The organism is Prochlorococcus sp. MIT2309 (assembly GCF_059772305.1).
Map to the genome: position 1 here is coordinate 430,029 of NZ_CM186282.1, position 17,373 is coordinate 447,401.

Annotated in this window: 31 protein-coding genes and 1 tRNA gene; 18 read left to right on the top strand and 14 right to left on the bottom strand. The window is 32.2% G+C overall.

What is annotated here, in order from left to right; genetic code table 11:
• Positions 1 to 5 precede the first annotated feature (5 nt).
• The gene (gene acsF, locus AC6EJA_RS02365) at positions 6 to 1,109 is read right to left on the bottom strand and encodes a magnesium-protoporphyrin IX monomethyl ester (oxidative) cyclase (protein WP_498502971.1); all 1,104 of its coding nucleotides are present in this window, start codon (positions 1,107 to 1,109) and stop codon (positions 6 to 8) included.
• 233 nt (positions 1,110 to 1,342) lie between these two features.
• Here acsF and AC6EJA_RS02370 point away from each other — a divergent pair, with 233 nt between their 5' ends.
• The 6 genes from AC6EJA_RS02370 to AC6EJA_RS02395 all read left to right on the top strand — a co-directional run bounded on the left by AC6EJA_RS02370 (position 1,343) and on the right by AC6EJA_RS02395 (position 2,470).
• A complete protein-coding gene (locus AC6EJA_RS02370; protein WP_498502972.1) occupies positions 1,343 to 1,462 on the top strand; it encodes a high light inducible protein in 120 nt (39 codons plus the stop codon).
• Between the two features lie 30 nt (positions 1,463 to 1,492).
• Positions 1,493 to 1,600, top strand: a complete 108-nt coding sequence (locus tag AC6EJA_RS02375; RefSeq protein WP_498502973.1) for a high light inducible protein — start codon at positions 1,493 to 1,495, stop codon at positions 1,598 to 1,600.
• Complete coding sequence (locus AC6EJA_RS02380) at positions 1,600 to 1,740, top strand: high light inducible protein (RefSeq protein ID WP_498502974.1); 141 nt, start codon at positions 1,600 to 1,602, stop codon at positions 1,738 to 1,740. Before AC6EJA_RS02375 ends, AC6EJA_RS02380 begins: the two co-directional genes overlap by 1 nt.
• Before the next feature lie 83 nt (positions 1,741 to 1,823).
• Complete coding sequence (locus AC6EJA_RS02385) at positions 1,824 to 1,979, top strand: CAB/ELIP/HLIP family chlorophyll-binding protein (protein ID WP_498503529.1); 156 nt, start codon at positions 1,824 to 1,826, stop codon at positions 1,977 to 1,979.
• Between the two features lie 81 nt (positions 1,980 to 2,060).
• A complete protein-coding gene (locus tag AC6EJA_RS02390; protein ID WP_498502975.1) occupies positions 2,061 to 2,219 on the top strand; it encodes a hypothetical protein in 159 nt (52 codons plus the stop codon).
• 2 nt (positions 2,220 to 2,221) lie between these two features.
• Positions 2,222 to 2,470: a hypothetical protein gene (locus AC6EJA_RS02395; protein WP_498502977.1), complete on the top strand. Its 249-nt coding sequence runs from the start codon at positions 2,222 to 2,224 to the stop codon at positions 2,468 to 2,470.
• 1,043 nt (positions 2,471 to 3,513) lie between these two features.
• Here AC6EJA_RS02395 and AC6EJA_RS02400 read toward each other — a convergent pair.
• The 7 genes from AC6EJA_RS02400 to AC6EJA_RS02430 form a co-directional block, all read right to left on the bottom strand.
• A complete protein-coding gene (locus AC6EJA_RS02400) occupies positions 3,514 to 4,245 on the bottom strand; it encodes a potassium channel family protein (protein ID WP_498502978.1) in 732 nt (243 codons plus the stop codon).
• A gap of 137 nt (positions 4,246 to 4,382) precedes the next feature.
• Positions 4,383 to 4,541, bottom strand: a complete 159-nt coding sequence (locus AC6EJA_RS02405) for a hypothetical protein (RefSeq protein ID WP_498502975.1) — start codon at positions 4,539 to 4,541, stop codon at positions 4,383 to 4,385.
• A gap of 81 nt (positions 4,542 to 4,622) precedes the next feature.
• Complete coding sequence (locus tag AC6EJA_RS02410) at positions 4,623 to 4,778, bottom strand: CAB/ELIP/HLIP family chlorophyll-binding protein (RefSeq protein WP_498503529.1); 156 nt, start codon at positions 4,776 to 4,778, stop codon at positions 4,623 to 4,625.
• Positions 4,779 to 4,861: 83 nt separating this feature from the next.
• Positions 4,862 to 5,002, bottom strand: a complete 141-nt coding sequence (locus AC6EJA_RS02415; protein WP_498502974.1) for a high light inducible protein — start codon at positions 5,000 to 5,002, stop codon at positions 4,862 to 4,864.
• Entirely contained in the window at positions 5,002 to 5,109 is a 108-nt protein-coding gene (locus tag AC6EJA_RS02420; protein WP_498502973.1) for a high light inducible protein, read from the bottom strand. The genes AC6EJA_RS02415 and AC6EJA_RS02420 overlap by 1 nt, the downstream gene beginning before the upstream one ends.
• A 30-nt stretch (positions 5,110 to 5,139) precedes the next feature.
• A complete protein-coding gene (locus AC6EJA_RS02425) occupies positions 5,140 to 5,259 on the bottom strand; it encodes a high light inducible protein (protein WP_498502972.1) in 120 nt (39 codons plus the stop codon).
• Between the two features lie 591 nt (positions 5,260 to 5,850).
• Positions 5,851 to 6,186 carry a hypothetical protein gene (locus tag AC6EJA_RS02430; protein WP_498502980.1) on the bottom strand — a complete coding sequence of 112 codons (336 nt, stop codon included), beginning with the start codon at positions 6,184 to 6,186 and terminating at the stop codon, positions 5,851 to 5,853.
• Positions 6,187 to 7,110: 924 nt separating this feature from the next.
• Between AC6EJA_RS02430 and AC6EJA_RS02435 the strand changes: the two genes are divergently transcribed.
• Positions 7,111 to 7,617 (top strand): hypothetical protein, encoded by a 507-nt coding sequence (locus AC6EJA_RS02435; RefSeq protein WP_498502981.1) that lies wholly within the window; start codon positions 7,111 to 7,113, stop codon positions 7,615 to 7,617.
• A 162-nt stretch (positions 7,618 to 7,779) separates the two neighbouring features.
• Here AC6EJA_RS02435 and AC6EJA_RS02440 read toward each other — a convergent pair whose 3' ends face one another.
• The gene (locus AC6EJA_RS02440; protein ID WP_498502982.1) at positions 7,780 to 7,965 is read right to left on the bottom strand and encodes a hypothetical protein; all 186 of its coding nucleotides are present in this window, start codon (positions 7,963 to 7,965) and stop codon (positions 7,780 to 7,782) included.
• Positions 7,966 to 8,364: 399 nt separating this feature from the next.
• Here AC6EJA_RS02440 and AC6EJA_RS02445 point away from each other — a divergent pair, with 399 nt between their 5' ends.
• A complete protein-coding gene (locus AC6EJA_RS02445; RefSeq protein ID WP_498502983.1) occupies positions 8,365 to 8,673 on the top strand; it encodes a hypothetical protein in 309 nt (102 codons plus the stop codon).
• 11 nt (positions 8,674 to 8,684) lie between these two features.
• On the opposite strand, the gene AC6EJA_RS02450 is transcribed toward AC6EJA_RS02445, so the two are convergent.
• Positions 8,685 to 8,885, bottom strand: a complete 201-nt coding sequence (locus AC6EJA_RS02450; protein WP_498502984.1) for a DUF8647 family protein — start codon at positions 8,883 to 8,885, stop codon at positions 8,685 to 8,687.
• Positions 8,886 to 9,209: 324 nt separating this feature from the next.
• On the opposite strand from AC6EJA_RS02450, the gene AC6EJA_RS02455 reads away from it, so the two are divergent.
• The 4 genes from AC6EJA_RS02455 (at position 9,210) to AC6EJA_RS02470 (ending at position 11,545) form a co-directional block, all read left to right on the top strand.
• Positions 9,210 to 9,431, top strand: coding sequence for a hypothetical protein (locus tag AC6EJA_RS02455; protein WP_498502985.1), 222 nt, complete (start codon positions 9,210 to 9,212; stop codon positions 9,429 to 9,431).
• A gap of 128 nt (positions 9,432 to 9,559) precedes the next feature.
• Positions 9,560 to 10,009 carry an acyl-CoA thioesterase gene (locus tag AC6EJA_RS02460; RefSeq protein ID WP_498502986.1) on the top strand — a complete coding sequence of 150 codons (450 nt, stop codon included), beginning with the start codon at positions 9,560 to 9,562 and terminating at the stop codon, positions 10,007 to 10,009.
• 436 nt (positions 10,010 to 10,445) lie between these two features.
• Positions 10,446 to 11,324, top strand: a complete 879-nt coding sequence (locus AC6EJA_RS02465; protein ID WP_498502987.1) for an LOG family protein — start codon at positions 10,446 to 10,448, stop codon at positions 11,322 to 11,324.
• A gap of 86 nt (positions 11,325 to 11,410) precedes the next feature.
• On the top strand, positions 11,411 to 11,545 hold the full coding sequence (locus tag AC6EJA_RS02470) for a hypothetical protein (RefSeq protein WP_498502989.1): 135 nt from the start codon (positions 11,411 to 11,413) through the stop codon (positions 11,543 to 11,545).
• Positions 11,546 to 11,602: 57 nt separating this feature from the next.
• Here the strand turns inward: AC6EJA_RS02470 and AC6EJA_RS02475 are convergent, their stop codons facing one another.
• The 3 genes from AC6EJA_RS02475 to AC6EJA_RS02485 all read right to left on the bottom strand — a co-directional run bounded on the left by AC6EJA_RS02475 (position 11,603) and on the right by AC6EJA_RS02485 (position 12,809).
• Complete coding sequence (locus AC6EJA_RS02475; protein WP_498502990.1) at positions 11,603 to 11,965, bottom strand: DUF2834 domain-containing protein; 363 nt, start codon at positions 11,963 to 11,965, stop codon at positions 11,603 to 11,605.
• Positions 11,966 to 12,118: 153 nt separating this feature from the next.
• Positions 12,119 to 12,373, bottom strand: coding sequence for a hypothetical protein (locus tag AC6EJA_RS02480; protein WP_498502991.1), 255 nt, complete (start codon positions 12,371 to 12,373; stop codon positions 12,119 to 12,121).
• 244 nt (positions 12,374 to 12,617) lie between these two features.
• Positions 12,618 to 12,809, bottom strand: coding sequence for a hypothetical protein (locus AC6EJA_RS02485; RefSeq protein WP_498502992.1), 192 nt, complete (start codon positions 12,807 to 12,809; stop codon positions 12,618 to 12,620).
• Positions 12,810 to 13,392: 583 nt separating this feature from the next.
• Between AC6EJA_RS02485 and AC6EJA_RS02490 the strand changes: the two genes are divergently transcribed.
• Entirely contained in the window at positions 13,393 to 13,605 is a 213-nt protein-coding gene (locus tag AC6EJA_RS02490) for a hypothetical protein (protein ID WP_498502993.1), read from the top strand.
• A gap of 41 nt (positions 13,606 to 13,646) precedes the next feature.
• Here the strand turns inward: AC6EJA_RS02490 and AC6EJA_RS02495 are convergent, their stop codons facing one another.
• Positions 13,647 to 13,847 carry a hypothetical protein gene (locus AC6EJA_RS02495; protein WP_498502994.1) on the bottom strand — a complete coding sequence of 67 codons (201 nt, stop codon included), beginning with the start codon at positions 13,845 to 13,847 and terminating at the stop codon, positions 13,647 to 13,649.
• Between the two features lie 709 nt (positions 13,848 to 14,556).
• Here AC6EJA_RS02495 and AC6EJA_RS02500 point away from each other — a divergent pair.
• From AC6EJA_RS02500 to AC6EJA_RS02520, 5 genes are all read left to right on the top strand, one after another.
• Positions 14,557 to 15,288 (top strand): PAP/fibrillin family protein, encoded by a 732-nt coding sequence (locus AC6EJA_RS02500; RefSeq protein WP_498502995.1) that lies wholly within the window; start codon positions 14,557 to 14,559, stop codon positions 15,286 to 15,288.
• Positions 15,289 to 15,504: 216 nt separating this feature from the next.
• The gene (locus AC6EJA_RS02505) at positions 15,505 to 15,675 is read left to right on the top strand and encodes a hypothetical protein (protein ID WP_498502996.1); all 171 of its coding nucleotides are present in this window, start codon (positions 15,505 to 15,507) and stop codon (positions 15,673 to 15,675) included.
• A gap of 190 nt (positions 15,676 to 15,865) precedes the next feature.
• Positions 15,866 to 15,937 (top strand) — tRNA-Gly (locus AC6EJA_RS02510).
• 33 nt (positions 15,938 to 15,970) lie between these two features.
• Positions 15,971 to 16,159, top strand: a complete 189-nt coding sequence (locus AC6EJA_RS02515; protein ID WP_498502997.1) for a hypothetical protein — start codon at positions 15,971 to 15,973, stop codon at positions 16,157 to 16,159.
• A gap of 573 nt (positions 16,160 to 16,732) precedes the next feature.
• A complete protein-coding gene (locus tag AC6EJA_RS02520; RefSeq protein ID WP_498502998.1) occupies positions 16,733 to 17,284 on the top strand; it encodes a CIA30 family protein in 552 nt (183 codons plus the stop codon).
• The last annotated feature ends 89 nt before the right edge of the window (positions 17,285 to 17,373 follow it).

Consider the following 17,373-nt stretch of genomic DNA (forward strand, 5'->3'; position numbering starts at 1 on the left):
CTAGCTTATTTATCGGTCCAAAAATTAAATAAGTCCTGTCCTGTAAAGGGGACTGTTTTTGGGTATCTAAGTGCGTTGGTTTTTTCCATGGGGAGTGCAAATTGCTTGAATATCAAGCGGACGAAATTAGCTAATTTTGCAGGTTTTTTTAATCCTTTTGCCTCCATGAATGACCTGAAAGCGGAAATAATTTCCTTACGCATTTCTAAAAATCTTCCATCATCAAAATCAAAAACCCAGGGAAAAGCATTCTTAGCTGTGTGATTTGTTCGTTTAATAACCTCTTCATCAAATTCTTTTGGCTCTATCCCTAGAAGTTCATAAAAGTCACCTCTTTCACAAACAGTGAGTGTATGCGTAAGAAAAACACTCCAAAGAAAAAATCTACTTAAAAGTTTGCCTCTAAAACCGTCAGTAATTCCTGGCCAGCATCTCATCATTACAGTAAAACAATCCCCATGGCGATTTTCGTCTTGACACCACGGCTCAAAAAAGTCAAAGAGAGGAGCAAAGGCCTCTTCTGGATTGGCTTTTAAATGTCTATCCATCAAAATATATCTCCAGTATCCAATTTTTTCAGATAAATAAACAGAATAAATTACCCAACTAATCGGGAACCATGTTGCAGCTCTTTTACCACCTAGGTGAGGTAAGTCAACCTCAATACCCTCTGCTACGAGGGCTCTGCTGAGAAATCCAGCGTGTCTTGCCTCATCTCGTGCAAGGAAAGTAAAAAGTTTACTAAGGTCTTTATTTCCATTTTTTTTAAGTCTGTTTGATATTTCTTTAAAGAGAAGAAATCCAGAGAACTCGGATACAACTGATCTAACTAAATAACTTTCATAGACCTCTTTAGCTTTTTGAGGTAACTCTTGAAGCCTTTCAAGGCTTGCTTTTCTGTCGAAGTGTGTACAGTTATAGTCTGCTTTCATCTCATTGAACATAGCTTCAAATTCTTCACGAGCATCATCCAAATTCGTTTTAGAAGCTTTATTGAACTCGGTTACATAAAATCTAGGAGTTAAAAGATTTTCATTTAAGTGAGGTGGAAGCTCGTTTTTGCCTCGAGTATCTACTCTTAATGATGGTGAAGAAGATGTTGCTGTCATTCCTTAGATCCAATCAAGAATAAGATTCTATTCCTTAATTAAAAAAAAACGGTAAAATTGCTAAGCGACTTGATAGATAAGTTAAAAGTAGAGTCCTACTGGTAATCAAACCTTGTGAAACAATTCACTTAGAAGAAAGAGATTTCAAACCGAACCGAACCTCAACCGTACAAAAACAAGCTTTACATAAAGTCATATTTAGGTTACATTTCTTTACATACCGATTCATATACATGAACGATTCACAAAAAGGCTTGCTAGACAAAGCCCTTGGAAGACCAGCCATGATGGGTTTTATGGTTTTGCTTGGTAGCTATCTAGTAACAGGCCAACTTATCCCAGGTTTTGCGTAAACCTCAAACTAATCATCCTTTTTTAAAACAATGACTCCAGAAGCAGAAAAGTTTAACGGTTGGGCAGCAATGCTCGGCTTCGTTGCAGCGTTCGGCGCTTATGCAACAACTGGTCAAATTATCCCAGGTGTTTTCTAATGACAAACAATTCAGAAAGAAGAGTTGACGCTGACAAAATTGTCGCCGAAAAACTTAACGGACGTGCAGCCATCCTTGGCGTAATTGCACTTGTTGGTGCTTATGCAACAACTGGTCAAATCATCCCTGGTTTTATCTAAAAAGTTAAAAACAAATGACTACTTCAACTCCAGCCATCAACAAAAAAGATGGTTCCGTAATCAGTGAATACGGCAAACAAAACATGTTTGCGACTGAGGTCGCAATGCAAGTCGAAGAGAACTACACCAACTATCCACAAGAAGCTGAAAAAGCAAACGGACGTTGGGCCATGATTGGCTTTGTCGCTCTCTTAGGCGCATATGTTTCAACCGGTCAAATCATTCCAGGTATTTTCTAATGAAAAGTAATTACTGGAAAGTCGCTGAGCGAATTAACGGTCGACTCGCGATGATGGGTTTATTCGCCATGGTCATCAATTATGGCTTCTTTGGCTGGGTTGTACCAGGCATTTACTAAAGAACTTACTATGAATTTATTTCAACGAATTTTAAGAGGCGATCTTGACGACCTCTTGGAAGAAGATGTCTTCTTTAACTACGCCGATTATTCAGTGCTAAATGAAGATACTGATTGGTAGTTATGAATTTGACAGACTTTGTGGTTTTTTCATTGTTATTAGTAGTCTTTATTAGCGTAGGAGAAACTGTTTTCCGTACGCTAAAAAAAGACTATCTAAGAAATAAAGCCAGAGTGCTCCGAGAAATAATAATTCAAAAAAATAACGAAGACAATCCAGATAAAGAGTTTTACTCTTGTGTCTTCGATAAGTGGGATTCGGGTGAAAAAGATATCCATAAGGCCTCAGAAGCCTGCAAACTAAAAAATTGATTTTTTTTTTCTAAATTTTATTTCTTGAAAGTTATAAAAAATTAAATAGTTATATTTAATTGTAATTTTTCTGAATTGAAAAAATATATATCTATTCCTAGGGTGTTGTAAAGAAAGTAAAGTTATTTTTATCTGTTAAAAAAGTCCTATACTTATACATTAGCTTTTTAGAAAAGTTAAATAACTTTATTATGCATTTTCTAAAACTTTCAATGTAAGATCCAATAATACGCTACTTACACAGAATGTAATAATCAACAGTTTTACGTTTCCCATGTCATTTGGATGATTCATTTCTAGGTATTCAGAGAAAGATAATGGCTTATAAGTTGTGATTTGATACCTGACTTATAATAGAATTACTAATGAAAGTGTGATTTCCAGAATTAACTGAAAAAACAAAAGCTGTTAGCAAGAGAGTTAAAAAGACAAAGCTTTTCATACTGTATTTCCGGTAACATTTAATAGCGTTAAATAATCCACATATAAATTTAAAAAGCCCAAGATTTTGGGATAACTTTTAATTTTCTTTGCTGAGAAAAACATAGGTTATATGTGTATGTATCCTATTGTAACATATATGTGTATTTATGTAAAATAGTGGATTTATATTTTTAATTATCTGCTATCAAAATATTCTTACTTTCTCAGAATGAATCGGATGAGTTTAATTAAAAATTCAAAGAAACATCTCAATCCTAAGGTAAAGTTTTAAGTATGAAGTAAAGAAATTAACACCCATAGCATGAGTAAAAAAGTAGTGCAATATAGTTAGTACCTATCTGATTTTTGATCTACTATTTTTATCCCCAGAATTATTATTTAAGCTTTTAATTGCATAAAATATTGTTAGCAAAAGCAAGAAAGATATAAGCAGAGGATTTGACTGAGCAAAAATCTCAATAAGCATATTAAACTTTTGATAAAATCGCTACCTATTGTAATTCAATTATAAAAACAAGGCAAAAATATTAATTTATATATGATTGAAAATAATTAAATTTAAACAACAATGAGGAAAACTGCCTAAAAAAAAAAGAAAACTAAGAATTTATTGAGGCATTTGCCATACTTTTACCAGCAACAACGTATGGACTAACAACAGTTGTTGCTCCTGCTAGCTTAAGTTTTTTTGAGGCCTCTTCCGTTTCAGCTCTAGAAATCATAGAGCAATTTGGATTAAGAACTCTCGCGCTCAAAATCACATATAAATTATCAGCATCACTAGGTAAAGCTGCGATAAGGCTTTTACATTGATCAATACCAGCAGTTAGTAAAGTTTCATTGAGAGTTGCATCTCCAAAAAGAACTCTCATTCCTTTCAACTCGGCAGCCTCTTTAGCCTTTTCATCATCCTCAACAATAATAAAATTAATACCTTCATTTTGAAGTTGTTCAGCTATTTCTCTTCCAATTCTTCCAAACCCACAAATGATTATGTGATTGTTCATTTTTCTAAGAAACCGCCTTAGGTTTAATTCTTGCATTTTACGAAAATAACCAGTTGACGAGAGTGTAAGAAGTCGTTTCAGTGAGAGTTGAACAACAATAAGTCCACCACCGATTATCAAAAAAGTTATTAAGCGTCCCGCTCCACTAAGTGGTTCAACTTCGCCGAAACCTATTGTGGTGATGGTTATCAAAACCATCCATAAGCAATCCCCAAAATCCCATCCTTCTGTAATGCGATAACCCAGAGCACCTAGAATAAATAAGATAAAGAAAGAAATTAGGGGTAAAAGCCAAGGTTTTATTATGTATTTAAAAATTCTCATTGACCTATTTTACTTAAACAGATTTTGGAGTACTTGCTTCTGTTGAGTAAATAGTCTAAATATACAAATTAAATATACCTTTAACATCAGAAATCTGTTGGGGAAAGTTAAACTGGAATATAAATATTGTAACTTAACTACCAATCAGTATCTTCATTTAGCACTGAATAATCGGCGTAGTTAAAGAAGACATCTTCTTCCAAGAGGTCGTCAAGATCGCCTCTTAAAATTCGTTGAAATAAATTCATAGTAAGTTCTTTAGTAAATGCCTGGTACAACCCAGCCAAAGAAGCCATAATTGATGACCATGGCGAATAAACCCATCATCGCGAGTCGACCGTTAATTCGCTCAGCGACTTTCCAGTAATTACTTTTCATTAGAAAATACCTGGAATGATTTGACCGGTTGAAACATATGCGCCTAAGAGAGCGACAAAGCCAATCATGGCCCAACGTCCGTTTGCTTTTTCAGCTTCTTGTGGATAGTTGGTGTAGTTCTCTTCGACTTGCATTGCGACCTCAGTCGCAAACATGTTTTGTTTGCCGTATTCACTGATTACGGAACCATCTTTTTTGTTGATGGCTGGAGTTGAAGTAGTCATTTGTTTTTAACTTTTTAGATAAAACCAGGGATGATTTGACCAGTTGTTGCATAAGCACCAACAAGTGCAATTACGCCAAGGATGGCTGCACGTCCGTTAAGTTTTTCGGCGACAATTTTGTCAGCGTCAACTCTTCTTTCTGAATTGTTTGTCATTAGAAAACACCTGGGATAATTTGACCAGTTGTTGCATAAGCGCCGAACGCTGCAACGAAGCCGAGCATTGCTGCCCAACCGTTAAACTTTTCTGCTTCTGGAGTCATTGTTTTAAAAAAGGATGATTAGTTTGAGGTTTACGCAAAACCTGGGATAAGTTGGCCTGTTACTAGATAGCTACCAAGCAAAACCATAAAACCCATCATGGCTGGTCTTCCAAGGGCTTTGTCTAGCAAGCCTTTTTGTGAATCGTTCATGTATATGAATCGGTATGTAAAGAAATGTAACCTAAATATGACTTTATGTAAAGCTTGTTTTTGTACGGTTGAGGTTCGGTTCGGTTTGAAATCTCTTTTTCGTTAATGATGCCGCGAAATCAACCTTAAATACTTGGAGCAAATTAAATACTAAGGAAATAATTTAGAGTTTTCTTCCTTTAAAGATCATAAGGATTGGTAAGCCAACAGTAAATGCAATGCCAAAAAGCAAAATAGTTATGCCCAATGGGGAACTTATATCCACACCCATGTTTAAAACTTAAAGTTACAACCTATTATAGAGAAAAAGCTACAAAACGAATTTAATGCACAATAAAATTTTTTTCTTTACAATTAAATATAAATTTTTTTCATAATATAAAACTAGAAATATAAAGTTTAAATGCTTACTTAGCCTTTCTAACTTGATATCTCAATATTGCCTCAATATGCTTAATTCTCCTTTCTAGCTCATCAAGTCTTTTTAAGATTTCATCCATGGCAAATAAATAAGCTATATCTATTAGTATCAAAAATTATCCTATTTTGCAATTGCAATGCTTACTTTTAATTTACACAGCACAAATGTAATTAAAATTTTCCTGGGACAATCTCCTTAAGTTCGCCAGCTTTAATTTCTTCCAAGAGCCCTTTAGTAACTCCCCACATCGGCAGTCCAGTAAATAAAGCTATTAGAAATGCAGCTATCAATGAATTTCTCGCTGAAAAGAAAAACACTTGAAAAACCCCTGTGAACATTACGGTCAAACCAACAAGCGTCCCAAGATAACTCGAAATTGATAAGAACCCTTCTAGTGGAAGTGGAGAGACTTTCTCTTGATTAAATTTCTGAATTTTGACTTGAATTACATAAAGAAATACACACAAGAAAAAAACCACTGTTGCACCACCAAACCAGGCGATCATTTTTATTTGCACCATATTAAAAAAAGGATTAAGGAACTTAAGGATACATAAATAATTTTATGGGCACAACAGACATATTGAGTTTAAAATATAAAAAATCCCAAAGCGACAAGAGAGAGCTATAAATTGAATCATATTTCTTATTTAATATAATCAAAAAGATTATATGTACCCTTAAAAACCGACTTTTCCCATGCAATTCACTTAATTTTTATCAGATCTAATTATTAGTTAAAGAAGCCAATTGCTATGCCTATTAATATTTGTCATGTAAAACACGCAAGTCTCATAAATAAAATTATGTTTATTTTGAGTAGTCATCATGGATTGAAAAGCCAAGATAAGTACTTCTAACGTAAAGAGATAGACGAATAAAAATTTCAAATTCTTAGTCATCAGTACTTATGTCCTACCAGAATCGACTAAAACAGGACATGTACGTTAGATGTATCAGACAAGAAGGCTCTAGAATTAGTATTGGGTGCATCATATCGAATGTTGTTAAACCACCAAGTCAAAGCCTTTAGAGGGAGACCCAAGAAGATAGTGAGATAAAAAAAAAAGAATATCTGCATGGTTTAGGCGACAGTTCAAAAAAGGATCAATTTATAAGTCATATATTGTCGAATATGCGAAGTAAATACGTTATTGTCACGAAGAAAGAATCAGAGGAATTGTTGAGATGTATCGGATTCATTCCAGATTCAGCTGTTAAAAGCACTGCGAGTGGTCTCTAATCAATAAGTAACTTGTCAATGAGAACAAGCTATAAGCGTTTTACAAAGCCAATGTATCTAATCAAAAGAGATCAAAATCATGCCTTATTGATAGTTGATTATTAATGAATAAAAGACACTTTAATATCGGCCATTGAGCAACGTACCCTATTTATGGTAGATGTAGTTAGGAGATAATCTTAAAGAAATGGCTCAACTAACCATCAAAGTAAGCGCAAAGGCCGAGGCCTTGATCGCAACACTTCAAAAGGAAATTTTTAATAGACGTCGCAAAAAAGTAACTGCAGAGGGTGTTGTAGAAACCCTCGTAGAAAGCGGCGCAAAGTCTCAATCAGATAAGCGTTATGCAGCTTCATGGAAGAATCTTATTAAAGACATAGAGAAAGCAGCAAAAGTATCTGAAGTTCATGGCAACAAGCCAGCAAACATCAGTTCAGATGAATGGGCTCTTATCCTTTCTCATCGCACTCGCAAGAGTACAACTTCTAAAAAGACAGTTGTAAAGAAAAGCACTACTAAAAAACCAGCTACTAAAAAAGTCGCCAAAAAAGCGAGTGAGAAAAAAGCAGCTGGCAAAGCTTCAAAGGCTCCCTCCGCAGCCACACGAATGGCTAAAGCAACGGTAGGGAGACCAGCCAGGCGTGCAAGAAAAGCGAGAAAAGCTCCCGCCACAGCAGCAACCACCACTAAATGAGTATTTAGCGACTGTCCAAATAAAAAAAGCAGAGTTGGTTTTGTTTAACCTCCTCTGCTTTTTTTATGGGTATCTATAAGTTTGCTTGGCTACTTTGGCTTTCAAAGAGAAAGAAAGGAAAATTGAATTTTGGTAAAAAACATTGCGACTTGGTTCCTTTTATCATGCTGTTCCACCCTGAAGGGCAGGAATACCAAGACCAGTATCGCCATCATTATCATCATCATCGTTATCTTCAAATAAAATTGACCCAATTTCAAAGAGAAGATAGGTGATCAGAGGTAGCAGAACGAAAAGAACTGCCTTTAGAAAAGAAGTATCTTGTATGTAATTTTGATACTCACCCATCAATCGTAAAATAAGTCCCCACAAACCTAGTGAAAGAATTAGCAGAGTGTGGATATGGCCCCTCGTGAAAAGCTAAAAAACACGTTGAAGAAATTAAATAGCTTTATGCTCTGTTTACTTAGTTTTATTTTTGCAAAAATGAATCTATGATTGAAACCATATTTTTATCACATAGATATTTCAAATCACTAACCCTGCTAAAAAGTAAAATTAATTTTTTACTGTTAAGCTGAAAATAGTTATAATTTAATTAAATGGAACTTTCCGTAGTTCTCAAAATATTTGTTGCCTTGGGATTAATAGCAATTATCTACAAGATAATTTTTAAATAAGATATCAAGTTAAACTGAAAAGGATAATTCACAATGAAAATGAAAATAAGCAAAGAAACAAGAAATTATGTTATCCTATCTGCAAGAATTTAAATACATAGAAATGAAATTAATTCAGATATTTTTTGTCACTTTGACTACTACACTCTGCTTTTGTAATTTTCTGGTATTTAGAGTTTATGCTCAAAATGAACAAAATTTTAATTACGAAATAAATAAAAAAGATGAAACCTCCAATTTAAAAACCAATGAAAATGATTTAGACTCGTTAATAGGACCCGAGCCAAATTTCCCATTCTTACCGGATAATCACAGAGATAATTCAAATCCAATAAAGCGAATTGGAAAAATAAATGATTTTGATCAGCTAAATTAAAACAATGTAACTTACTTAACCGAAGCATGTTGGTGAAGTTTTATTCTCTCTACTTTGCCGGGAGGACATTGAAGTAGATCATTGAATTCAATCGCCAATTGGTGTGCTTCATAAGCGTCAATTGCATACACCCCTATTTCATGTGTTTTGTTTTTTAAATCGCGATACTTTACTGAGTATCTGTTGCAAGAGGTTATGGGTCTTGTGGACATGCATCAAAGTCAAGTTGCATAAATCTAAGACCAATAATCTGACATTGCGCATTCTGAACCGAACAAAAAAGCTCAGATAACCGAAAAGGCTTTTGTAATTAAATAAGAATTAACTTTATGAACCAATAAAATTAAGAAGATATGTAAAATAAGTTAAAAATCAAACTCCTATTATAGGAATATATTTTTGTTAATTTATTCAAAAATTCTAATAGTAGAATTTATCCATAAAACATTAAATAATAGCTTTTTATTAATCAATATGATTTACCTTCAACAGACAAACAAATGCTTCGTTAGATTATAAGGACGATCTTCTTCATTATGTATCTTCTTGGTTTGGGTTTATTAGTGCTAAGCACATGGTATCTAATCAAGCTTTATGATGGTTTTACTAATGATCCTCTAGCAAAAAAAGAAATGAACGAGGCTTGGGAACAAGCTAAAAAAGAAGCTGTAGGTAAGAACCCATTTGCAAAGGGAAGAATTCAATCGGCAATTGAGAATTATAAAAAATCAGTCTCAGAAAAAAATATTTCAAAATGATTATCAAGAGTTAGGCACTTAAACAGATTGAAACTGACAGTGCAGATATTTAAAAAATCTTAGACTTCATTATTTTTATTTTTAATGTTCTAATCTTTATCAGTAAATATCTTGTAAATACATTAAGAATGAAAAAAGAAGATCCGAAGCCATGGTTACTTAAGAAACTCGTTTTACCCCAATACACTGATTATGCTGGATTTATGTGGCATGGCGCATATGTCAACTGGCTTGAAGAGGCCCGAATTTCCGCTCTGACTCAAGTGGGAATCTCGTACTCCGAACTAAGCAATGAAGGATATGAGATGCCTTTGGTTGAAATAAATATCAAATACATAAATTCGTTACATCATGGGGACACAGTATTTCTGGAAAGCTACTTATTGCCAAAAAAAGGTGCAAAGCTACCTTGGAAAACAATTTTCAGGAAAAACAACAATCAGGTTGCCGCAGAATCAATTGTAAATTTGGTAATTATAAAAATCTCAGCTAAAGGGAATCGAATAGTACGAGATATCCCAAGTCACATCACTAAAGCTCTACAAGATTTAAGAGAGGGGCCAATCAATATAATTTAGGTTGAAAAACATAGCAAAAATTAATTATGATTTATTTTAAATAAAATATCAATTACATAATTTAATTTAAACAAATAAATAGATTATAAATTAGTAACACGTTTAAAAGATAATATTAGGATTTAAATAGTTAATTATAATTTGTAATTTACTATAGACACCATAAAAACATGGATTTTGATATTATAAATTATTTAATTTCACTTATCTAAACCTTGAGCCTTTCTATTTTTAGATACTCCAGCAAAACCTATTCCCAAAAAAACCAAGTAAAGCAAAACCGCAACAGAAATCAAAACTGAAAAAACAATGATAAAATTCATAATAAACTTGTAATCAGATAAGATAATAATACATACAGGGATTTTAGAAAACACTCAATCTATTGATTTTAAAATTCCTTAATCCTAATTTTTAATTAATCAAAAAATTAAATATGAATTTAAATCCACGCAGCAACAACAAGAAATTGGTAATTAAAAACTTAGAATTAATTATGAACTCAAGTGAATACAAACTTGCACAGGAAGATTTAGATTTAATAAAGACCGATCAAATGCGCGGTGTAAGAATGCTTCTTGAAGTTACTAAGCCAGAGTTAATTCTTGATAAAGAAAGAATACTTTCAACAGTAATTGTTTTTGGTGGTGCAAGCATACTAAAAGAAGATGTCATGATAGCGGAAATAAATAAAACGAAAAAAAAATTAGATATCCAACCTAAATCAATGGATTTAGAAAGAAAAATCTTTAGATTAAATAACCTTTTGAAATTCAGTAAATATTATGATTCGGCTAGAGAATTTGCTGGTTTGGTTTCAAAAGAAAGTCAAAAACAATCAATCAGATCTAATGTAATCGTAACTGGTGGTGGTCCTGGAATCATGGAAGCAGCAAATAGGGGGGCATTTGATGCAAATTGCAAATCAATTGGCTTAAATATAAGGCTTCCAAAAGAGCAATTTCCAAACGCTTTTATTACTCCTGGTTTATGTTTTAATTTCAACTATTTTGCCTTAAGAAAAATTCATTTCGTAATGAGATCAGTTGCAGCTATATTTTTTCCTGGAGGTTTTGGAACTCTTGATGAATTATTTGAGCTTCTAACATTGAGGCAAACAGGTATGAAAAGCTATATTCCAATTATTCTTTTTGGAAAGGACTATTGGTCTGAATTAATAAATTTTCAATTACTAGCCGACAGTGGCTTGATATCAGATGAGGATATAAAACTCTTTAGATTTGCAGATACAGCAAAGGAAGCGTGGGAAATTATTTTTGAGGAGTACAAAAAAAATAATGCTTCCAAAGATTAAAAAAATCCTTGAAATAACGAAACAACTGAAAAGCAAAAAAAAGTTGTTCGAATTTGGGTTATCATCTAGGAGATTTTAAAAATGCATTGAACGAATTTCAAATAATTACTTTTTCTGGATCAATGGCAGTGTTTGCTATTTGTTTCATATTCTTCGGCTTAAATGATGACGATGATGATGATAGAGGGATGATGAAGCCAATATACCAACCACTAAAATAGAAAAAAATCCTTTACATCAGATGATTTTCTATTTCAATGGGTCAGAGCAATAAAAATTTATTCACTAGTTTCATTCAATTTTTTCTCTCTCATAAACATGAATAACCCAAATGAGAAGGCTAGCGAAATCAAGAAAGTTAAGGGCAAATAAATTCCCCATAATTTAATTTTCAATCTTTTACCCTCAGTGATCATAAATATAAAAACTGAAACTAATAAAATTGCAGTATCAGCAGATACAAAACCAGAGGTAGGAGTAACCCATGCACCATCAAAAAAGGTAGTCGCAATTCCAATAATTGAAGATTCAACATCCCCAGCGTTAATTAATTGTATATATTTAGTTATGAAATAAAATGGCCAAATTGCACCAATCAATGCAGTGGCAGCGTAGGCATAAGAGAGAAAGCGATTAGACATCGAATGATAAACTATACTTATAGCGAAGACTGAGAAGAAATGTTGTAAATTGTTTAAATTAAAAATATTTATAATAAAATAATAAATTTTATTTGTCTAAGTATTAATTAACTAGTATAAAAAAATATAATCAAAAGAAAAATATAGCAAGTTTTAAAAGGGTTTTAGAACTCCTTTACCATCATTATCTGGATTTTCTTCTCCTTCGTTCTCAATTTCAATATCAACAGGGGATGAATCAAACTTATCAAAAAGTCCGGAGAAGAACCAAATAACAGAAAATGTTATTGCTGCAATTAAAGAGATAATCCCAAATATTAATGAGCCATTTAAAAGAAGAATAAAGCAGGCTACACCAGTAGCGATGGCTGAATTAAATAAAAATGAAGGTGATAATTTTAATTCCATTGAACCACAAAAAAGTACTTAACATCAAACTATGGAGATTTTAACTTTAAAACCCCTCACTAAAAGTAGAAACTAATACACCACTTCATAGCATAAAGAACAAATTGATCAAATTACAAAAAATAAAAATTGGGAGGACTTCAAATACTTGACATAGTTGAAATATGACAACACAAAACAAATTTGATTAAATCTTGTAAGGGCTAAAAATAAACAGAATAGATCCCAGACTAATTAAAAGAACTCAGTCACGTCCATAGGCTGATCTCAATGAATTTGAAAATCTAAATTGGACTCCATCGTTAGCCGAACCAAGATTCTGAATTAATTTAGAAGAAGCAAATCTAGATTGAGTTGAGGCATAAAGTGACTGATGCTTACAAATTTTGGTTTTTCTTTGAACTTTTTCTGTTTGGGCTGGAGTTGCTACTGGCATGGTTTGGACGAATCAATATACTTAACTTATACAAAAAAGTTGGATTAGGGAAGGTAAGAAGTTCTCGCTTCAAGTTTCTTAGTATGAAAGGCTAATGAATATAATCAAATATTAGATACAGATAGATCTAAAAAAGTATTATTGATTAGAATATAAAGAAGTATAATTAATAAAGAATTAATCTTAAATAACCAATTTGAATTTATTAGATATTAAAATATAAAATTAAAAATATTATTAAATAAATATGATTTAAAAAGCCTTATGACAATGTATCAAAAAATAAATTATCAGAAGAAAAATAAAATTATATTATATTATGGAAAAATGGAAACCGTAGAGACCCATTATACGACTCACCTAAGCCCATATGTACCAATAGTGGGAGCCATATTACTTTTAATTGGAATGAATGTATTTATATTTGAGAAAAATGAGAATTTATAGAACATTGAGTGACTATGAACTGGAGTCAAAATTACATATACAGAATACATATTGAAAAGAAGCAAAATCAAACCAAGGCTATAAAATAAAGTATCTATTTAAACTAATTTAAAAAATAATGAAAAAGCTTTTAACTATGATTCTTGGCCTATTTTTATGTTTTTCTGTGGTGTTCTATTCATGCACTCAAATTAGTGCTGAAGAAAAAAAATCAAATTCTCTTGACATAGAGGAGCAAAATATTTCCACTCGACTTAATCAAGAGGAAATTGATGAGCTACTTGGCCCAGACCCCTACCTTTATGATTCTGCAAATGTAATGGATTACTCTGGAGATGGTGATAAATAATTCTGATGCTAAATATAGTTCATCGAAAATCCCTCTGAAAATCAGGTAAAAGAAAGTTGAACATACATTTTATTAGATTTCTTGTTGATTACCTTGTTTTTTTTTAATAAAGCAGGCGCTGCACGATTTACTTTCTTCTTACTAGCTAAGGCATAGTCCTTTTCCAAAAAAATTGATGAGCCATTGTTTTTGCCTAAATCAGCGGCTCTAAAAACAACATAAGGTGAAGAGGGCAGGTACATTTCTCGCCTGGGTAGTACATCTATACTAATACCTGGTTTTCGTATTTGTCAACAGCCCTTGCTATTGGATTTTAAGGTGGATATTTCTGTTGATTATTGGAAAAGATTGGGAAGAGTGATAAGAATGTTTTTTATTCTTCTAATAATTTATCGCAATAAATTATTAAAAAGAAAACTTTAACCATCTTTATAAATAAATGGGCTGCAATAGTTTTCTTATTAGACATTTAGGAATTTTTTAATATCCATTAATTTGGTTGCAAACCACAAAACCGTCTAGGTACCATGAGGGACTATAATTAAAGAATGAAAAGAGTATTTCAGTGGAAGCGTTACCTTAATTGGAAGGAGATCACATACAATGAAAAATTGACTGCCAAAAGACTTCTTTTACTACCTATTATCTCTTATTTAATTGCTTCTTTTATACATCAATACTTTTTTAGTATAGCAATCTTGTTAATAGGATATATCGCTTACAAAAAGCTCGATAATTCCAGAATGTCAAAGTAAAGTGATAAGATATTAGATGACGCTAAATATTTAATAAAATAAAATAACGTAGGATTTTTACACTCTTAATAAATTCAATCTTATCAGTAAATTACTATCATCTAAAAAAACATCAAATTTTCCTTAATTTAAGGTTAATATTTTGACCACACTCTCTTAAGATTTTTCAATCCAGTATTATTTTAATTTATTCAATATGAAAGAAAATATTAAGTCAAAGATCTATCAACTTGCTGCTTCAAGTGATAGAGGGCAAAGGATGAATAGTCTTATTTCGCCTACATACCAAGAGAAATTAACAAAAATGGAGTCTTTAGTAAAGCGACTTATATTATCCTCTGATGAATTTTCACCAGATTTAATAGTTGGAGACTGGGAATTAATATATTCATCAGTTGAGCTATTTAGAAGTTCTCCATTTTTCCTTGCCATTGAAAAGGCTTTTCAAGATCAAGAAAAAAGTGACCTATTTTTTAAATTGCATCTTCTCCAAGTTGGATCTTTTGGTTTATCTACTATTGGTAGTGTCAAACAAAGCATAGATTTAGAAGCAAAAGAGTTAATTTCCTCTTTTGACACAACTATTTTTGGACTAACTACTATTCCATTTTTCGGTTGGTTCAAACTTTTGCCTACTTTTGGAGGCTCAGTAATAACAATTGCTAGGAATTTAAAGATATTAGATAAAAAGAAGCTTTATATGGATCTTGAAAAAACAAAGGTATCAAAGTTAGATGGTCTGGCCAAAATACCTTTTTTAAGCGGACTTCTTATGGAAAGGTGGTATCCAGTTAGTAAGGTTTGGAAATGGCTTCCATGGAATAAAACTGCACCAAGTTGTGAAGTGGATATCGAATATGTTGACCATGATCTGAGGATCATGAGAGATCTCTATGGAGCTCTATACATCTATATAAGATGTACATAAAATATTGATTTCTACAAAAAGAGCCTAAATTAATAAAGGCATTAGATTCTAATGTCTATTAACTAAGTATTTTGTCTTAATTTAATAAAAAAACTTATTTATCATGATTAAGATTATTTAAGACAAATTGAATAGAAATAATCAAAAACAAGTAATTATATGGATAGATTTTTTCTACTTGTAGGAGTTTAATAGAATTATTCGCATAGGAGGGCCATGAAGTTACGAGCTTTATCAAGAGTCCATGAGAAAATCCAAAATGCGGAGAGAAGGATTGGAGAGTTAGAAACTTTGATTAGTTCATGGAAGGGAAAATCAGATTCTTTCTGGGATATTGAATGTTCTAATAATCCTTCTTCCCCTCAATGCCTTTTATTTGATAGTTAATATCAAATAATATATTCACCTTTTTTAAATACATAACTTTTGTTAAGTCAGATTTTTAATTACTTATATTAAAAGATACTCATTAAATTTAAATTGAGAGCTAGGATCCAAAGAAATATAACAAGTATTTACGACAAAACAAAATATGAATTTTTAACTAAAATACAAAAGTCAAATTAATTCAGTTTCTGCGGATGTAGTTCAGAGGTAGAACGTCAGCTTCCCAAGCTGAATGTCGCCAGTTCAAATCTGGTCATCCGCTTAATGCAAATTTGTTTCTTGTGTCTATTCTAAATTGAGTTATCCAAAAACTGCTTTTATGGACTGGGAATCTGCAAAAACTCATTGCGCTAAGAAAAATTGGCAATGGTCTCTGGATTTTATAATCGAAGCCGAGGCAGAAATGAAAGATCTAAAAGCAAGGTTAAAAGATTGTGAAGATCTGCACAAAGCACAACGTCTCTACAATTCATGTAACTACTAGTTTAAGTTGTAGAGAAATTAGTTAATAATGTTCATAATGAGATTGAATTAAAAGCATCCTAAGCAAAAAATGGGAGAAGCTAAAAGGCGAAAAGATCAAGGTCTAGGCCCCCGAGCAAAACAAAAAACCTCTGTTTCTAATAAATCATCTAAAAATCTTCTAATTAAATATCCACTTTTACCTTACTTCCTAATATTTGCTTTTATAGTCTTCCTTATTTATGATTTAGTGAAATATTATAATTCTTAATTTAAGAAGGTAATATTATTCCTGAGAAATACTGAAAAACTCGTTATTAATTTGAATTATTCTATTTTTAAAGAAAAAAAATTGTATTAACTATCAGCTTAAGATATGTTATTAATTATAACCATAAAGTAATATATTAATATTTTAAAACTACATCTAGGCAATTTGATCATGGTTAATAAAATTTTCATATTAAATAGTATTAGATGTTCTCAAAAATCTCACTATTGAAAAGAAATGATTATCTTTAATATAAATTGGACCAGACAAAACCCTCACCAAAAGAAGAAAATTTATTAATGTAGTAAAAGCACTACTAACATCATGACTGATCGATTTTCATATGACTTTGATAAGTGGTTCACTCTAAATGACACTATAATGGGAGGCTCTAGCAAAGCCAGCTGTAGTACAACTGCAGAAGGTCTCTCTGTAGATGGAATCCTAGTCGAAGAAAAAGGCGGTTTTATTAGTTGCAAATCCCCTGTATTTTCTCCATTAATCGATTTATCAAACTATGAGGGCTTCCAACTAAAAATCATCGGTAAGGGAAGAACTCTAAAATTTGGAGTTTCATGCAAGTCTGGTTTTTTTGGAGTAACAGAAAATATTTTGAATAGATCTCCAGGCGGTCTCAGATGGGTCGCTGAGATTGAAACTAAGAAATTTGGATCAACCACAGTAAAAATTCCTTTTGAAGAACTGGAGCCAACAATTCTTGCAAAGAAGGTCTCTTTGCCAGTGAGGTTTACACCAGCAAGAATTAGTCAATTTCAATTACTACACTCCAAATTCGGCAGGCCTGGTCAGCTGAATCCTGGATTTAAAGCTGGGAAAATCAATTTTATTTTGCAATCGATTAGTGCGTATTCTTAGGACCAAAAAAAGTACGATTTATAATTATTTTTAGAAAATGAATTTAAGCAAGGATCTTTTTGTTTCGATTTTGATTATGTCTGGTTCGA

Bases quoted from the DNA above. Each gene is read 5' to 3' on its own strand.
- AC6EJA_RS02410 (WP_498503529.1), bottom strand. From the start codon at position 4,778: ATGTTTGCGACTGAGGTCGCAATGCAAGTCGAAGAGAACTACACCAAC.
- AC6EJA_RS02380 (WP_498502974.1), top strand. From the start codon at position 1,600: ATGACAAACAATTCAGAAAGAAGAGTTGACGCTGACAAAATTGTCGCC.
- AC6EJA_RS02390 (WP_498502975.1), top strand. From the start codon at position 2,061: ATGGCTTCTTTGGCTGGGTTGTACCAGGCATTTACTAAAGAACTTACT.
- AC6EJA_RS02475 (WP_498502990.1), bottom strand. From the start codon at position 11,965: ATGTCTAATCGCTTTCTCTCTTATGCCTACGCTGCCACTGCATTGATT.
- AC6EJA_RS02440 (WP_498502982.1), bottom strand. From the start codon at position 7,965: ATGGGTGAGTATCAAAATTACATACAAGATACTTCTTTTCTAAAGGCA.
- acsF (WP_498502971.1), bottom strand. From the start codon at position 1,109: ATGACAGCAACATCTTCTTCACCATCATTAAGAGTAGATACTCGAGGC.
- AC6EJA_RS02445 (WP_498502983.1), top strand. From the start codon at position 8,365: ATGTTATCCTATCTGCAAGAATTTAAATACATAGAAATGAAATTAATT.
- AC6EJA_RS02505 (WP_498502996.1), top strand. From the start codon at position 15,505: ATGAAGTTACGAGCTTTATCAAGAGTCCATGAGAAAATCCAAAATGCG.
- AC6EJA_RS02395 (WP_498502977.1), top strand. From the start codon at position 2,222: ATGAATTTGACAGACTTTGTGGTTTTTTCATTGTTATTAGTAGTCTTT.
- AC6EJA_RS02425 (WP_498502972.1), bottom strand. From the start codon at position 5,259: ATGAACGATTCACAAAAAGGCTTGCTAGACAAAGCCCTTGGAAGACCA.
- AC6EJA_RS02405 (WP_498502975.1), bottom strand. From the start codon at position 4,541: ATGGCTTCTTTGGCTGGGTTGTACCAGGCATTTACTAAAGAACTTACT.
- AC6EJA_RS02460 (WP_498502986.1), top strand. From the start codon at position 9,560: ATGAAAAAAGAAGATCCGAAGCCATGGTTACTTAAGAAACTCGTTTTA.
- AC6EJA_RS02490 (WP_498502993.1), top strand. From the start codon at position 13,393: ATGATTCTTGGCCTATTTTTATGTTTTTCTGTGGTGTTCTATTCATGC.
- AC6EJA_RS02500 (WP_498502995.1), top strand. From the start codon at position 14,557: ATGAAAGAAAATATTAAGTCAAAGATCTATCAACTTGCTGCTTCAAGT.
- AC6EJA_RS02450 (WP_498502984.1), bottom strand. From the start codon at position 8,885: ATGTCCACAAGACCCATAACCTCTTGCAACAGATACTCAGTAAAGTAT.
- AC6EJA_RS02465 (WP_498502987.1), top strand. From the start codon at position 10,446: ATGAATTTAAATCCACGCAGCAACAACAAGAAATTGGTAATTAAAAAC.
- AC6EJA_RS02420 (WP_498502973.1), bottom strand. From the start codon at position 5,109: ATGACTCCAGAAGCAGAAAAGTTTAACGGTTGGGCAGCAATGCTCGGC.
- AC6EJA_RS02385 (WP_498503529.1), top strand. From the start codon at position 1,824: ATGTTTGCGACTGAGGTCGCAATGCAAGTCGAAGAGAACTACACCAAC.
- AC6EJA_RS02480 (WP_498502991.1), bottom strand. From the start codon at position 12,373: ATGGAATTAAAATTATCACCTTCATTTTTATTTAATTCAGCCATCGCT.
- AC6EJA_RS02520 (WP_498502998.1), top strand. From the start codon at position 16,733: ATGACTGATCGATTTTCATATGACTTTGATAAGTGGTTCACTCTAAAT.
- AC6EJA_RS02375 (WP_498502973.1), top strand. From the start codon at position 1,493: ATGACTCCAGAAGCAGAAAAGTTTAACGGTTGGGCAGCAATGCTCGGC.
- AC6EJA_RS02485 (WP_498502992.1), bottom strand. From the start codon at position 12,809: ATGCCAGTAGCAACTCCAGCCCAAACAGAAAAAGTTCAAAGAAAAACC.
- AC6EJA_RS02455 (WP_498502985.1), top strand. From the start codon at position 9,210: ATGTATCTTCTTGGTTTGGGTTTATTAGTGCTAAGCACATGGTATCTA.
- AC6EJA_RS02400 (WP_498502978.1), bottom strand. From the start codon at position 4,245: ATGAGAATTTTTAAATACATAATAAAACCTTGGCTTTTACCCCTAATT.
- AC6EJA_RS02430 (WP_498502980.1), bottom strand. From the start codon at position 6,186: ATGATCGCCTGGTTTGGTGGTGCAACAGTGGTTTTTTTCTTGTGTGTA.
- AC6EJA_RS02495 (WP_498502994.1), bottom strand. From the start codon at position 13,847: ATGTACCTGCCCTCTTCACCTTATGTTGTTTTTAGAGCCGCTGATTTA.
- AC6EJA_RS02435 (WP_498502981.1), top strand. From the start codon at position 7,111: ATGGCTCAACTAACCATCAAAGTAAGCGCAAAGGCCGAGGCCTTGATC.
- AC6EJA_RS02415 (WP_498502974.1), bottom strand. From the start codon at position 5,002: ATGACAAACAATTCAGAAAGAAGAGTTGACGCTGACAAAATTGTCGCC.
- AC6EJA_RS02370 (WP_498502972.1), top strand. From the start codon at position 1,343: ATGAACGATTCACAAAAAGGCTTGCTAGACAAAGCCCTTGGAAGACCA.